The following is a 13,882-nucleotide window of genomic DNA, read 5'->3' on the forward strand; positions in this document are numbered from 1 at the left end:
AAGGCAAATAATAGCTAATGACAGCGCAATTTGAACACATTTCCGTACTAATGGACGAAACCATCGATGCGCTAGCAATTAAGCCTGACGGCATTTACATGGATGGTACATTTGGCCGTGGCGGACATTCTGGGCAAATTTTGGCGCGCCTTGGTGAACATGGTCGATTACAAGCGATTGATCAAGATCCACAAGCGATCAAGTCTGCCGAAAAGTTTGCCGATGATAGTCGTTTTGCCATTGCCCATACGCGCTTTTCCAATCTATACGAAGTGGCAGAGCAAAACGATCTGTTAGGAAAAGTAGATGGTATTTTATTAGATATCGGTGTGTCATCCCCGCAATTAGATGATGCCGAACGTGGTTTTAGTTTTATGAAAGACGGCCCACTTGATATGCGCATGGATCCAACCAGTGGTCGTAGCGCTGCACAGTGGTTAGCTGAAGCCGAGCTTGAAGACATTGTTCACGTGATCAAAACTTACGGTGAAGAAAAATTTGGTCGTCGTATTGCTCATAAGGTATTAGAAGTTCGCGCCCACACTCCGATCACAACAACTAAGCAACTTGCTGATTTAGTTGATGAAGCTGTGCCTGTAAAGGATAAGTTTAAGCATCCTGCGACGCGTACTTTCCAAGCTATCCGTATTTATATCAACAGTGAATTGGAAGAAATCCAAACCGCATTACAAGCTGCATTGGCGGTTTTAAAGCCCGGTGGCCGTTTAGTGGTTATTTCGTTTCACTCACTTGAAGATCGTATTGTTAAACAGTTTATTAAAAAACAGAGTAAGGGAGCGGCATTACCCAGAGGTCTGCCTTTAACTGATGCACAAATAAATCAAAATCTGACGTTAAAAGCAGTGGGTAAAGCTACTAAGCCAAGTCAAGCTGAAATTGAGCGTAATCCACGTTCACGTAGCTCAGTACTTAGGGTGGCGCAGAGATTGGGATGAAGCCAAAAGCGAATCATCGACAACCCAATTTATTTGTAGAAATACTCAAAGGCCTAGGAGCAAATAAGCTAACCTCGGCCTTGTTGGTTGTGATATTTGCGTCAAGTTTAAGTGTGGTGCAGGTTACCCACTTTGCTCGTCAAGAGCTGATTGAGCAAGATCAGTTGTTACAACAGCGAGATGAACTGGATTTAGAGTGGCGTTATTTACTCGTTGAAGAAGAATTTTATTCGCAGCATGCGCGCATTGAAGAAATTGCCACCATGCAACTTGAGATGAAACGGCCTACCAGCCAAGATGAACAGGTGATAGTACTGCCATGAGAAGCAGAGGAAAAAAACCAGTCAATAGTTTGATCACATGGCGTTTTATGCTGGTGTGCTCTGTGGTGCTGTTGGTTTTTGTAACTTTGGTTTCACGTGCCGCCTATTTACAAGTTATCGAGCCTGATAAAGCACGCTCAGAAAGTAACAAACGTACCGTGCGAGTTGAAAAACTGCATGTGCAACGTGGGATGATTTTTGACCGCCATGGCAAAGAGCTTGCTGTGAGTGTACCTGTGGTAAGCGTGTATGCCGATCCTAAAGCATTGCATAAGTCACTGCGTACTAAAGTGCTTAGGCAAGCACGCAAAAACGGCGAAGACGATAAAGCGTTAGCTGAAAATACAGCACTGCTTGAACAACGCATTAGCGAATATTATAAAAATGACCTACGTTGGCGCGAACTTGCCGATGTATTACGTATCGAGCCGAAAAAAATAAATGGCCGTTTGCGTGATGATGCCAGCCGCCGTTTTGTGTATTTAAAGCGTCAAGTAACCCCAGCCGTTGCCAATTACATTGGTGATTTACGCCTGCCTGGTATTCATTTATTAGATGAATCAAAACGCTATTATCCTGCTGGTGAAGTAACTGCACATGTGCTTGGTTTTACCAACATTGATGGTAAAGGGATTGAAGGCATAGAAAAGCTGTACGAAAACGCATTAACCGGTGTAGAAGGGCGTCGTACCATTCGTAAAGATGCGCAAGGCCGTGAAGTTGAAGTACTTGATGAGCGTGAACGCATCGAGCCTGAAAATATCCAACTAAGTATCGACCAACGAATTCAAGCAATCGCTTATAAAGCCGTTAAATCAGCGGTACTTACCTATAAAGCAACCTCTGGATCTGCGATGGTAGTGGATGTAAAAACCGGTGAAGTGTTAGCTATGGTTAACAGCCCATCTTTTAATCCAAATAATTTAAATGATGCTGCGCCGCATAAGCGCCGTAACCGCGCAATCACTGATTTGTTCGAACCAGGCTCAACCGTTAAGCCTCTAGCCATTTTAGCTGGCTTAGACTACGGCTCAATTCAGCCTGACGATAAAGTTGATACTTATCCAGGTTGGATGCGATTAGGCGGTAGTTTAGTACAAGATACGCGTAACCACGGTGAAATGACGCTGCGAGAGATTTTAAAGTACTCCAGTAATATGGGGGTGACAAAAATTAGTCAAACAGTACCGAAGGATTACTTTGTTGGTTTATTCCAAAAAGTTGGTTTTGGTTCAGATACAGGCACCGGTATGGTAGGGGAAAGCAGCGGTTTGTTTTATCCCAATCGACGTTGGTCTGATCATGAAATTGCAGCATTGTCATTTGGTTACAATATAGCGGTGAGTACAGCACAAATGGCGCGCTTTTACGCCATGCTAGGTGCTGGTGGTGTGAACCGACCACTGACCGTATTAAAACAAGATGCTATTCCCGAAGGTGAGCGAATATTTCAACAACAAGACGTTGAAGCCGTTGTACATATGATGGAAAGCGTATTTGAAGAAGGCGGTACTGCCAATCGTATTAAAGTCGATGGTTATCGCGCAGCAGGTAAAACAGGCACCTCTAAAAAAGCGGCAGTAGGCGGTTATGGTGACGAATATGTTGGTTATTTTGCAGGTTTAGCGCCCGCCAGTAACCCACGTTTAGCTGTGGTGGTAATGATCAATGAGCCCGGTGGAGATGTATATTATGGCGGTGCAACAGCAGGCCCTGCATTTGCAGAAATTATCTCTAACGCTTTAAGAATATTAAACGTGGCACCCGATAAAGGCTCGGTTGCCTACGTGAAGGGCATAGATGATGATGCGTGATTTAAAAATAATTTTACAAAAAATAGAAGTGGCAGCTTCAAGCTTGTTAGTAAAGCATTTGCGTTTAGATAGTCGCGATGTCACCCCAGGGGACGTGTTTGTGGCTATTAAGGGTCACCAGTTAGATGGTGGACACTTTATCCAGCAAGCTATTAATAATGGTGCGGTGGCAGTGATTGCCGACCGTTTATGTGAGTTTGAAGCTGATTTTGATCCTCTGTATTTAATTACTGACTTAGATAAAAAGTTACCCGCATTAGCGAGTCATTTTTATCAGCAACCGAGTAAGCATTTAGATGTGATAGGTGTTACCGGCACGAATGGTAAGTCAACCACCACCGCAATGATTGCTCATTTAGCGACGTTTTGTGACACCCCATCGGCCATCATTGGCACCTTAGGGTATGGGCAGCCAGATAATTTAACAGAATTAATTAACACCACACCGTCGTGTGTTGAGCTGCAAAGAATATTAGCGCAATTGGCAGAGCAAAATAATAACTTAGTGGCGATGGAAGTGTCATCCCACGGACTTGTGCAACAGCGTGTTGCCAATACGCATTTTAAAGCCGCGGTGTTTACTAATTTATCGCGGGATCATTTAGATTATCACGGTGATATGGCCAGTTATGCTGACGCTAAACTAATGTTAATGCGTGATTTTGACGCGCAGCTGGTGGTACTAAATCAAGACGATCATCAAGTTCAGCAATGGCTAGAGCAATACGATTTTAATAACTTAGTTTGTTATGGTCGAAAAACACTAGTCCCTAAAGATGCGCGGTTTGTTTATTTTACCGATGTTAATTATCATAAAACCGGTATATCGGCACAGTTAACGACAAGTTGGGGTGATATTGCCATCACTTGTCCGTTGTTTGGTGAATTTAATTTATATAATTTAGCTGCCGCAATGGCCACTTTACTGGGCATGGGCTATCCGCTTGATAAACTAGCAGCCGGCTGTGCAAGCTTGCAACCTGTTGCGGGTCGTATGCAGGCTTTTAGTGCGCCAAACAAACCAACCTGTATTGTTGATTATGCCCATACACCCGATGCCTTAGCATTAGCACTGCAAGCATTACAACAGCATGTGCCAGGCGGCGTAAGTTGTGTATTTGGTTGTGGTGGTGACCGTGATAAAGGCAAGCGTCCTATGATGGCAAAAGCGGCTGAGCAATATGCAGATCAGCTAATTGTCACCAGTGATAATCCGCGCAGTGAAGATCCGTGGCAAATCATCCAAGATGTTACCGCTGGTTTAAGTCAACCAGGACGTGCTCACTTAGAGGTCGATCGTGCCGCCGCTATTGCATTTGCTATTGATAATGCAAACGCCCAAGACGTTGTTTTAATTGCAGGTAAAGGCCATGAAGATTATCAAATCATCGGCACACAACGAATTGATTTTTGCGACCGAAAGTTTGTGCAGCAGCACTTGCAAAAGCTAGATCGACAAGAACAAGCAATAAGAGGATCGCAGTTATGATCCCTATGGATTTTGCTTGGCTGGCGAATGTGCTAGCAACCGATTATCAAGGCGATAATCAAACAGTCAAAAATATCAACACCGACACTCGCACAGTCTGTGAGGGTGAGGTGTTTTTAGCGCTACAAGGCCCTAATTTTGATGGTCATCAATTTTTACAACAAGCGAAAGACAAAGGCGCGATAGCCGCTATCGTGAGTCATAAAGTTGCCGTTGATATACCACAGTTTTTAGTAACTGATACGCGTATTGCGTTAGGCGAAATTGGCGCTGCGGTAATGGCTGCTGTCGCCCCGCAAACCATCGCGATCACCGGTAGTGTAGGTAAAACCACCGTAAAAGAAATGTGCGCCGCAATTTTAGCCGCTCATGGCGATGTACTTGCAACCAATGGCAACTTTAATAACGATATTGGCGTGCCATTGACTTTGTTACGCCTTGAGCCACAGCACAAATATGCAGTTATTGAACTCGGTGCGAATCACCTCGGTGAGATTGCCTATACCGCGGCCATGACCAAACCTGATGTGGCTGTGGTATGTAATGTTGCAGCAGCGCATATTGAAGGCTTTGGTTCGCTTGAAGGCGTGGCAACCGCTAAAAGTGAAATCTACGATGGTTTAAAAGAGCACGGTACTGCGGTTGTTAACTGTGACAGTGAATTTAGTGGTGGTTGGCTTAGCAAGCTTGCAGGACGTAAAGTCAAATGCTTGTCAAGTACCGCACAACTGGATATTTGGGCTGAAGATATCAGCTTAGATGCACAAGCGCATGCTTCTTTCTTCTTTTGTACTGCGCAACAACGCGTGCCAGTAACACTAGCACTACCAGGGCGTCATAATGTCACCAATGCACTGATTGCAGCGGCACTTACCAGTGAGTTTGGCGTGTCGCTTGAAGCGATAGCTAAAGCACTTGCAACCATGGCTGAAGTGAAAGGGCGAGTAAATATTATTCAAGTCAACGATATGCTAACTGTGATTGACGACACCTATAATGCCAACGTGCAATCAGTCAAAGCGGCTATTGATTTACTTAGCGATATATCAGGGCAACGTATTTTAGCGTTAGGCGATATGGCTGAGCTTGGTGAAGATGCACATATTTATCATCAGCAAGTAGGTGAATACGCTAAACAGCAAGGTGTCGATGAACTGTACAGCCTAGGCACATTAAGCAAATACGCCAGTGATAAATTTGCGAAACCTAACCTGCACTTTGCAAACCGAGAAGAGTTACTGCAACAATTACAATTAAAACTCAGTGAACAATCACAAAAAACCACTATCGTCGTGAAGGGATCACGCAGTTCTCGCATGGAATTATTAGTACAAGATTTAGTTAACAGCCAGCAAATTGGCCGCAATGGAGTATCTCAATGTTAGTTTGGCTGGCAGAATATCTAACTCAATATTACAGTGCCTTTAATGTATTTTCGTACCTAACGGTGCGCGCAGTATTTGGCATTTTAACGGCATTATTAATTTCTTTATATTTTGGCCCCAAATTGATCCGCGCGTTGCAAAGAATGCAAATTGGCCAAGTGGTTCGTAACGATGGACCGGAATCTCATTTATCGAAAAAAGGCACCCCAACCATGGGGGGCTTATTAATTTTAGCGTCTATTTTTACTAGCACTTTGCTGTGGGCTGATTTAGCTAATAAATATGTGTGGGCTACCTTGTTTGTGATTGGCTCATTGGGAATTGTTGGCTTTGTTGATGACTACCGTAAGGTGATCCGTAAAGATCCTAAAGGACTTATCGCAAAGTGGAAGTATTTTTGGCAATCAGTGATCGCGCTAGTGGTGGCATGTGCATTATTTTTTACCGCTAACCACGCTAATGAAACCTCGCTAGTTGTACCATTTTTTAAAGATGTGTTACCGCAATTAGGCTTGTTCTACATAGTAATGACTTACTTTGTGATTGTGGGTACATCAAATGCAGTTAACTTAACTGATGGCCTTGATGGTTTAGCCATCGTGCCGACTATTTTGGTGGCTGTGGCACTGGCTATTATTGCTTACTTAACGGGTAACGTGAATTTCTCTGCTTATTTGCATATTCCACATTTACCATTGGCTAGCGAACTCGTTGTGGTATGCACTGCCATTGTTGGTGCTGGTTTAGGCTTTTTATGGTTTAACACTTATCCAGCGCAAGTATTTATGGGCGATGTAGGCTCACTGGCACTAGGTGGTGCGCTGGGAATTATTGCAGTATTGGTGCGCCAAGAATTGATACTAATTATCATGGGCGGCGTGTTTGTAATGGAAGCGCTATCGGTGATTTTACAAGTTGGCTCTTATAAATTGCGCGGCCAACGGATTTTTAGAATGGCGCCGATCCATCATCACTATGAATTAAAAGGTTGGCCAGAGCCTCGTGTGATTGTGCGGTTTTGGATTATTTCTATTGTGCTAGTACTTGCTGGCCTCGTGACATTAAAGATCAGGTAAATGACGTATTTAAACGAGATAAAAAATAAACAAGTGACAGTGCTCGGACTCGGTGTAACCGGTCTGGGCATTGTGCGTTTTTTATTATCTCAAGGTTTAACACCGAAGGTAGTTGATAGCCGCCAATCGCCACCGGGTTGTGATTGGTTACAACAACATGCGCCAAATTTAACTACTCATTTTGGCGATTTAGCGACAGCAAAGCTTGATAGTGTTGATATGATCATCATCAGCCCTGGTTTAAGTTTGACCCTGCCTGCAGTTGCACAAGCAATGCAAGCTGGCGTGGAAGTAATTGGTGATATTGAGTTATTTGCCCGCTTAACAGATAAACCTGTAGTTGCTGTCACTGGCTCTAACGGTAAATCAACCGTGGTGACGTTAGCCTATCAAGTACTCAAAAGCGCCGGTTATAAAGTGGGCCTAGGTGGTAATATTGGCACTGCGGCACTGGACTTATTAAGCGATGATTTTGATGTTTATGTATTAGAGCTATCAAGCTTTCAGCTTGATACCACACGTAGCTTAAAACCGATCAGCGCTACAGTATTGAATGTCTCAGAAGATCATTTAGATCGGTATGTCAGCTATCAGGCCTACATAGAGTCAAAGCAAACGATTTATGCTAATGCGGCGCTGGCGGTGGTCAATAGCAATGATGCGGCAACGCATACCCAAGTAATGCCACAGTTGAGCTTTGGTATAGAGAATGGTGATTATAGTTTAATAACACACCAAGGTGCTGAGTACTTTAGTTATCAAAGTACAGCGCTGTTACCAGTGAGCAGCTTAGCTGTGGTAGGTCGTCACAATCAGCTCAATGCATTGGCGGTTATGGCCTTACTAAGCCCGTTTAATATTACTCCAGCGCAATTTGCGCAGGCGTTTGGCCAATTTACTGGTTTGCCTCATCGCTGTCAGTTTGTTGCCGAGCAAGCGGGCGTTAAATATTTTAATGATTCTAAAGCCACCAATGTGGGGGCGACTATCGCGGCGATAGCAAGCTTGGCAGATCAAGCTAAACAACTGGTTGTTATTGCTGGAGGAGACGCCAAGGGCGCGGATCTTGATAGTTTAAAACCGTACTTGCAGCAACAAGTTAAAGCGTTAATTTGTTTTGGTAAAGATGCCAAAGCCTTAGTGGCGTTGACTGACAAAGGTCATTTAACCAATAACATGGAACAAGCCGTTGTGCTTGCCAAGCAACTTGCCACAGCGGGGGATATTGTCTTACTTGCTCCCGCTTGTGCCAGCATCGATATGTATAACAATTACATGCAACGTGGCGATCACTTTAGCCAATGTGTGTTAGCGGAGGCAATATGATTGCGTTTGCTGATATTCGTGACACTTTGACTCCTAAGCCGTCAGCACAGTTATACGATGTACCTTTGCTGTATTGCGTGGTCATGCTAATTGGTTTGGGATTTGTGATGGTGACCAGTGCCTCGATGCCAACTGCAGATCGCCTGTTTGATAATCCGTATCACATTATTATCCGCCACAGTATGTTTTTGGCGATGGGCTTTGTGCTGTTTTGGCTCACCTGCTGTGTGCCTATGACCTGGTGGAAGCGCTCCAACCCTTATTTATTGCTGCTTGGCATGGTGCTGCTGATTCTTGTGCTTATTGTTGGCCGTGAAGTGAACGGCGCCAAACGTTGGATCCCAGTAGGTCCGGTGGGTTTTCAAGTTGCCGAAGCGGCTAAATTATATTTCTTCAGTTATATCGCCGGTTATTTGGTACGTAAACGTGAAGAAGTACAAGAAAACATTAAAGGTTTCGCCAAGCCAATAGCGGTATTTGCAGTGTACGCGGCATTAATTTTATTGCAGCCCGATTTAGGCACTGTGGTGGTGATGTTTGTAACCACCGTGGGGTTATTATTTTTAGCTGGTGCGAAATTGTGGCAGTTTTTTGTATTGATCTTAACGGGCGTTGGTCTGGTGGTTTTATTGATCATTATTGAACCGTATCGGATGGCGCGAGTGGTGGGCTTTTTAGAACCATGGGATGACCCATTTGGTAAAGGCTATCAGCTAGTACAATCGTTAATGGCCTACAGTCAAGGTGGCTGGTTTGGCCAAGGCCTAGGTAACAGCGTGCAAAAATTACAGTATTTACCTGAAGCCCATAATGACTTTATTTTTGCGGTTATAGGTGAAGAGCTAGGCTTTATCGGTATTGTCAGTATTTTAATGGTGTTTGGTACGTTTGTATTTAGAGCCTTATTAATTGGTCAGCAAGCATTAAAGTGCGGCAAAGAATATGAAGGCTATTTTGCATTCGCAATTGGTATTTGGTTTGCGTTTCAAACCATGGTGAATGTGGGCGCAAGTGCCGGTATTTTACCAACCAAAGGCCTAACGCTACCGTTTGTGTCTTATGGTGGCTCTAGTCTACTGATCATGACCATAGCGGCAGCTATTTTATTGCGGGTGGATTTTGAAACCAAAATGGCCACGAAACAAGCAACATCTCGCGGAGGTAAGCGATGAGCAAAAAATTAGTCGTTGTTGCTGGTGGCACGGGGGGTCATATTTTCCCTGGTATTGCAGTGGCGGATCATTTAAAGCAGCAAGGTTGGCAAGTGAGTTGGATTGGCACGGCCGATCGAATGGAAGCCCAAGTGGTACCTAAGCATGGTATTGATATTGATTTTATCAATGTTAAAGGGGTGCGCGGTAATGGCCTGGTACGGTTAGTGAAAGCACCGTTTATGGTTTTAAATGCGATTTTACAAGCGCGTAAAGTATTGAAAAAACAACGCCCTGATGTTGTCCTTGCGATGGGGGGGTATGTCACAGGGCCAACCGGTATGGCTGCAAAAAGCTTAGGTATTCCACTGGTGATCCATGAGCAAAATGCGGTTGCAGGTATGAGCAATAAATACCTCGCTAAGTTTGCGAATAAGGTATTAGCAGCATTTCCACACGCATTTGCTGCGGGTTGCAGTGACGTTGTTGGTAATCCAGTGCGTGCCAGTGTTGCAAATGTGGCAACCCGTGCAGCATCAACTCCGGTGAATATATTAGTGGTTGGTGGGTCGTTGGGCGCACAAGTATTAAATCAAACATTGCCAGCGGCATTTAAGCAGCTTAATGATGATTTTCAACTTAATGTTTGGCATCAAACAGGGAAAGGGCAGCTTGGCTCGGTAACACTTGCATACCAACAACAAGGTTTTAGTGTTGAACAAGCGAAAGTGGCAGAGTTTATTGATGATATGGATACCGCATACAGTTGGGCTGATATTGTGGTTTGCCGTGCTGGTGCTTTAACTGTCAGTGAAATTGCCGCAGCGGGGAAGATGGCGGTGTTTGTGCCGTATCCTCACGCCGTGGACGATCATCAAACCGCCAATGCAAAATTTTTAGTCGATGGCAAAGCGGCATTATTAATGCCGCAGGGGCAATTTAACGAACAGAGTATTGTTGAACTATTACGCCCGTATTTAGCCAAACCAGCATTAATTAGTGAACTTGCCAGTAATGCAAAACAGTTGGCGACACTTGAGGCTACCGCTAATGTCGCATGGCATTGTATGGATGCGGCCGGTGTTGCTCTGTCTGCGCAGCAAGTTACAGAAAAAAGAGATTATTAAGTGAAAGAAACGTCAACAGAGAAAAGTACTCGTCCGGCAATGCGCCGTATTAACACCATTCATTTTATTGGTATTGGTGGTGCAGGGATGGGTGGTATTGCCGAAGTGCTGGCTTTTGAAGGATACCGTATTACCGGTTCTGATATTGCCCACAGTGCGATGACCGAACGTTTGATCCAAGCTGGCGCGGAAGTGTTTATTGGTCATCATCAAAGTAATGTAAAAGATGCCAGCGTTGTGGTGGTATCGAGTGCGATTGATGAGACGAATCCTGAGATCATTGCGGCAAAAGCTGCGCGCATCCCTGTAGTACGGCGCGCAGAAATGTTGGCAGAGTTAATGCGTTTTCGCCACGGTATTGCCATTGCAGGCACCCATGGCAAAACCACAACAACCAGTTTAATTGCCAGTATTTATGCCCAAGCAGGGCTTGATCCAACCTTTATTATTGGTGGCTTACTTAATAGCGCTGGCAGTAATGCCAAGGTGGGTAAAAGTGATTTTTTAATCGCCGAAGCTGATGAGAGTGACGCGTCATTCTTACATTTACAACCTATGGTATCGGTGATCACCAATATTGAAGAAGATCACATGGATACCTACGGCGGTAGCTTAGAAAAAATGAAAGACACTTATGTGGACTTCATTCATAACCTACCGTTTTATGGCCTAGCTGTGGTGTGTATTGACTCAGAAGTGGCGGCTGAACTTATCCCACGCTTTGGCCGACCGGTGATCACTTACGGTGAAACGAGCGACGCCGATTACCGCATGACTGACTTTCGCCAAACAGCAAATACCAGTCAGTTTAAAGTGCGTAACAAGCAAGGCGATGAGCTAACTGTGCATTTAAATATGCCGGGTAAACATAATGCATTAAATGCCACCGCAGCGATTGCTGTGGCGAAAGATCAACAAATTGCCGACCATGCAATTTTAGCAGCACTGCAAAAATTTGAAGGTATCGGCCGTCGTTTTCAGCATTATGGCGACTTTGAAAACGAGCGTGGCAAAGTGATGTTAGTGGATGATTATGGTCACCATCCTTCAGAAGTGGCAGCGACAATAGCGGCAATTCGCCAAGGTTGGCCTGATAAACGCTTAGTGATGATTTATCAGCCGCACCGTTTTACCCGTACTCGCGATTTATATGAAGACTTTGTAAAAGTACTTGCTGATGTTGACCAGCTATTACTACTGGATGTGTACAGTGCTGGTGAAGAGCCAATAGTTGGCGCTGACAGTAAGAGCTTATGTCGCAGTTTACGTCAACGCGGTAAAGAGCCATTGCATGTTGCCAGCAGCTCAGAGCTGGCTGGGGTTTTAGCAGATACATTACAAGATAATGATTTAGTTATAACCCAAGGCGCTGGTAATATTGGTCAATTAGTAAAAACACTCGCGGCGACATCGCTATCGATTGAGAAACTTAAGCAGGTAAAGGTATGACGCAATTAAACACACAATTTGGCAAAGTGGCGGTGTTGCTTGGCGGTAACTCAGCAGAGCGCGAAGTATCACTAAAATCAGGCCAAGCCGTATTGCACGCATTACAAAATGCAGGTGTTGATGCCATCGCGTTTGATCCAAAAGAACAGCCATTATGGCAATTGAAAGAACTCGGTATTGAGCGGGTTTTTATTGCCTTGCATGGCCGTGGTGGTGAAGACGGCACCATTCAAGGTGCGCTTGAATTTATGGGTTTACCGTATACCGGCAGTAACGTATTAGGCTCAGCTTTGGCGATGGATAAAATTCGCTGTAAGCATTTATTTAAATCAGCCGGTTTGAGTACGGCACCGTATGCGGTTGTTGATAACAAACATGGTTTTGATGCTACAGCGATAATGAATGAGCTGAAAAAAGTGATGGTTAAACCGTCACATGAAGGCTCAAGCATCGGTATGGCGCAAGCTAATAATGCACAAGAGCTCGATGCTGCGTTAGCCGCGGCATTTAAATTTGATAGCCAAGTTTTAGTAGAACAATGGATAACTGGCCGTGAATTTACCGTGGCTATTTTAGGCGACGATGTACAACCAGTCATTGAAATGACCACCCCGAATGGTTTTTATGATTACCAAGCTAAGTATCAATCAAATACCACGCAATACCATTGCCCTGCTGATTTATCAGCAAGTGATACGCAAAAGTTGCAAACAATGGCATTACAAGCATTTGCTTTAGTGGGGGCAAGCGGTTGGGGGCGGGTTGATGCAATGCAAGATGCTGATGGCAACTTTTACTTACTAGAAGTGAATACCGTACCCGGCATGACCGAAAAATCATTAGTGCCAATGGCAGCGAAAGCAAATGGTGCAAGCTTTGAACAATTAGTTGTTCGCATTTTGGGGCAAACGCTTTAATATGCATCCCTTTTTGGAAAAAGCGCAACAATTAAAACAGCAGCTAAATTGGTCGCTGATTTTTGGGGTGGGCTTTTTTCTAGTTGTGGTTTTTAGCTTAGTGCAGATCACCAGTGGCGTTAGGCAGTGGTTGGTGGAAAATAAAGACGCACAAATAAAGCATTTAGCGGTATTGGGGAAACCGAAATATACCGATGAAAAAGCAATTATAGGTGCGATCAAAAAAGCTGACTTATCGAGTTTTTTTGCTTTAGATGTAAAAAAAATACAGTATCTAGTGCAGGATTTGCCATGGGTTGCAACTGCATCAGTGCGTAAACAGTGGCCAGATACATTGCAAGTGTATGTGGTTGAGCACCACGCGGTGGCTATTTGGAACAGTGATTTATTGCTTAACCAAAGCGGTGAAGTATTTGAAGCCAGTAGTGACAAGCTCACTGAGCAATTGCCACAACTCTATGGCCCAGAGGGCAGCGAGTTTGAAGCATGGGTTGCCTTTAAGCAGCTTGATGGCATGCTTAGAGTGAACAATTTAAAGTTAACCAGCTTGGCGTTGTCGGAACGGTTTTCATGGCAATTATGGCTTGATAACGGTATTCGCCTTAAATTAGGGCGTAAAGAGAAAGCTAAACGGGTACAACGATTTATAGATGTTTACCCGCGGATGGAAAAACGTGCAGATGCACAAGTAGATGTAGTGGATTTACGGTATGATACCGGCCTTGCGGTGAGCTGGAAGCTCCTGGAAGAAGCGCAATTACAAAATAAGAGTAAGGCATGACTAAGTCAGCAGAAAGAAACCTCGTGATTGGATTAGACGTTGGCACCTCAAAAGTGGTGGCCACGGTTGGTGAAATCACCGCAGATAA

Annotated in this window: 12 protein-coding genes; all 12 read left to right on the plus strand. The window is 44.3% G+C overall.

From position 1 onward, the window contains the following. The first annotated feature begins 17 nt into the window (after window positions 1–17). Genes rsmH through ENH88_RS01460 form a run of 12 tightly spaced genes read left to right on the plus strand, consistent with a single transcriptional unit; the run spans window position 18 to window position 13,794 of the window. Window positions 18–956, plus strand: a complete 939-nt coding sequence (gene rsmH, locus ENH88_RS01405; protein ID WP_304178697.1) for a 16S rRNA (cytosine(1402)-N(4))-methyltransferase RsmH — start codon at window positions 18–20, stop codon at window positions 954–956. Next, window positions 953–1,279 (plus strand): cell division protein FtsL, encoded by a 327-nt coding sequence (gene ftsL / locus ENH88_RS01410; protein WP_304178699.1) that lies wholly within the window; start codon window positions 953–955, stop codon window positions 1,277–1,279. The genes rsmH and ftsL overlap by 4 nt, the downstream gene beginning before the upstream one ends. After that, entirely contained in the window at window positions 1,276–3,093 is a 1,818-nt protein-coding gene (locus ENH88_RS01415) for a penicillin-binding transpeptidase domain-containing protein (protein WP_304178700.1), read from the plus strand. Before ftsL ends, ENH88_RS01415 begins: the two co-directional genes overlap by 4 nt. Then, a complete protein-coding gene (gene murE / locus ENH88_RS01420; protein WP_304178720.1) occupies window positions 3,086–4,582 on the plus strand; it encodes a UDP-N-acetylmuramoyl-L-alanyl-D-glutamate--2,6-diaminopimelate ligase in 1,497 nt (498 codons plus the stop codon). Before ENH88_RS01415 ends, murE begins: the two co-directional genes overlap by 8 nt. Then, window positions 4,579–5,967, plus strand: coding sequence for a UDP-N-acetylmuramoyl-tripeptide--D-alanyl-D-alanine ligase (locus ENH88_RS01425; RefSeq protein ID WP_304178703.1), 1,389 nt, complete (start codon window positions 4,579–4,581; stop codon window positions 5,965–5,967). Before murE ends, ENH88_RS01425 begins: the two co-directional genes overlap by 4 nt. Beyond that, complete coding sequence (mraY, locus tag ENH88_RS01430) at window positions 5,961–7,043, plus strand: phospho-N-acetylmuramoyl-pentapeptide-transferase (protein WP_304178705.1); 1,083 nt, start codon at window positions 5,961–5,963, stop codon at window positions 7,041–7,043. The genes ENH88_RS01425 and mraY overlap by 7 nt, the downstream gene beginning before the upstream one ends. Next, a complete protein-coding gene (gene murD / locus ENH88_RS01435) occupies window positions 7,044–8,369 on the plus strand; it encodes a UDP-N-acetylmuramoyl-L-alanine--D-glutamate ligase (RefSeq protein ID WP_304178706.1) in 1,326 nt (441 codons plus the stop codon). Continuing rightward, the gene (gene ftsW, locus ENH88_RS01440) at window positions 8,366–9,541 is read left to right on the plus strand and encodes a cell division protein FtsW (RefSeq protein WP_304178708.1); all 1,176 of its coding nucleotides are present in this window, start codon (window positions 8,366–8,368) and stop codon (window positions 9,539–9,541) included. Before murD ends, ftsW begins: the two co-directional genes overlap by 4 nt. Continuing rightward, window positions 9,538–10,647 carry an undecaprenyldiphospho-muramoylpentapeptide beta-N-acetylglucosaminyltransferase gene (gene murG / locus ENH88_RS01445; protein ID WP_304178710.1) on the plus strand — a complete coding sequence of 370 codons (1,110 nt, stop codon included), beginning with the start codon at window positions 9,538–9,540 and terminating at the stop codon, window positions 10,645–10,647. The genes ftsW and murG overlap by 4 nt, the downstream gene beginning before the upstream one ends. After that, window positions 10,648–12,096: a UDP-N-acetylmuramate--L-alanine ligase gene (gene murC, locus ENH88_RS01450; RefSeq protein WP_304178711.1), complete on the plus strand. Its 1,449-nt coding sequence runs from the start codon at window positions 10,648–10,650 to the stop codon at window positions 12,094–12,096. Continuing rightward, the gene (locus ENH88_RS01455) at window positions 12,093–13,013 is read left to right on the plus strand and encodes a D-alanine--D-alanine ligase (RefSeq protein WP_304178714.1); all 921 of its coding nucleotides are present in this window, start codon (window positions 12,093–12,095) and stop codon (window positions 13,011–13,013) included. The genes murC and ENH88_RS01455 overlap by 4 nt, the downstream gene beginning before the upstream one ends. 1 nt (window position 13,014) lies before the next feature. Next, complete coding sequence (locus tag ENH88_RS01460) at window positions 13,015–13,794, plus strand: cell division protein FtsQ/DivIB (protein ID WP_304178716.1); 780 nt, start codon at window positions 13,015–13,017, stop codon at window positions 13,792–13,794. Window positions 13,795–13,882 lie beyond the last annotated feature (88 nt).

It is taken from the genome of Pseudoalteromonas prydzensis, assembly GCF_011050055.1.
GTDB lineage: Bacteria > Pseudomonadota > Gammaproteobacteria > Enterobacterales > Alteromonadaceae > Pseudoalteromonas > Pseudoalteromonas prydzensis_A.

What these genes read in the sequence shown, in the direction of transcription:
- murG (WP_304178710.1), top strand. Translation starts at nt 9,538, where the DNA reads ATGAGCAAAAAATTAGTCGTTGTTGCTGGTGGCACGGGGGGTCATATT.
- rsmH (WP_304178697.1), top strand. Translation starts at nt 18, where the DNA reads ATGACAGCGCAATTTGAACACATTTCCGTACTAATGGACGAAACCATC.
- murD (WP_304178706.1), top strand. Translation starts at nt 7,044, where the DNA reads ATGACGTATTTAAACGAGATAAAAAATAAACAAGTGACAGTGCTCGGA.
- ftsW (WP_304178708.1), top strand. Translation starts at nt 8,366, where the DNA reads ATGATTGCGTTTGCTGATATTCGTGACACTTTGACTCCTAAGCCGTCA.
- ENH88_RS01455 (WP_304178714.1), top strand. Translation starts at nt 12,093, where the DNA reads ATGACGCAATTAAACACACAATTTGGCAAAGTGGCGGTGTTGCTTGGC.
- ENH88_RS01425 (WP_304178703.1), top strand. Translation starts at nt 4,579, where the DNA reads ATGATCCCTATGGATTTTGCTTGGCTGGCGAATGTGCTAGCAACCGAT.
- ENH88_RS01460 (WP_304178716.1), top strand. Translation starts at nt 13,015, where the DNA reads ATGCATCCCTTTTTGGAAAAAGCGCAACAATTAAAACAGCAGCTAAAT.
- murE (WP_304178720.1), top strand. Translation starts at nt 3,086, where the DNA reads ATGCGTGATTTAAAAATAATTTTACAAAAAATAGAAGTGGCAGCTTCA.
- mraY (WP_304178705.1), top strand. Translation starts at nt 5,961, where the DNA reads ATGTTAGTTTGGCTGGCAGAATATCTAACTCAATATTACAGTGCCTTT.
- ENH88_RS01415 (WP_304178700.1), top strand. Translation starts at nt 1,276, where the DNA reads ATGAGAAGCAGAGGAAAAAAACCAGTCAATAGTTTGATCACATGGCGT.
- ftsL (WP_304178699.1), top strand. Translation starts at nt 953, where the DNA reads ATGAAGCCAAAAGCGAATCATCGACAACCCAATTTATTTGTAGAAATA.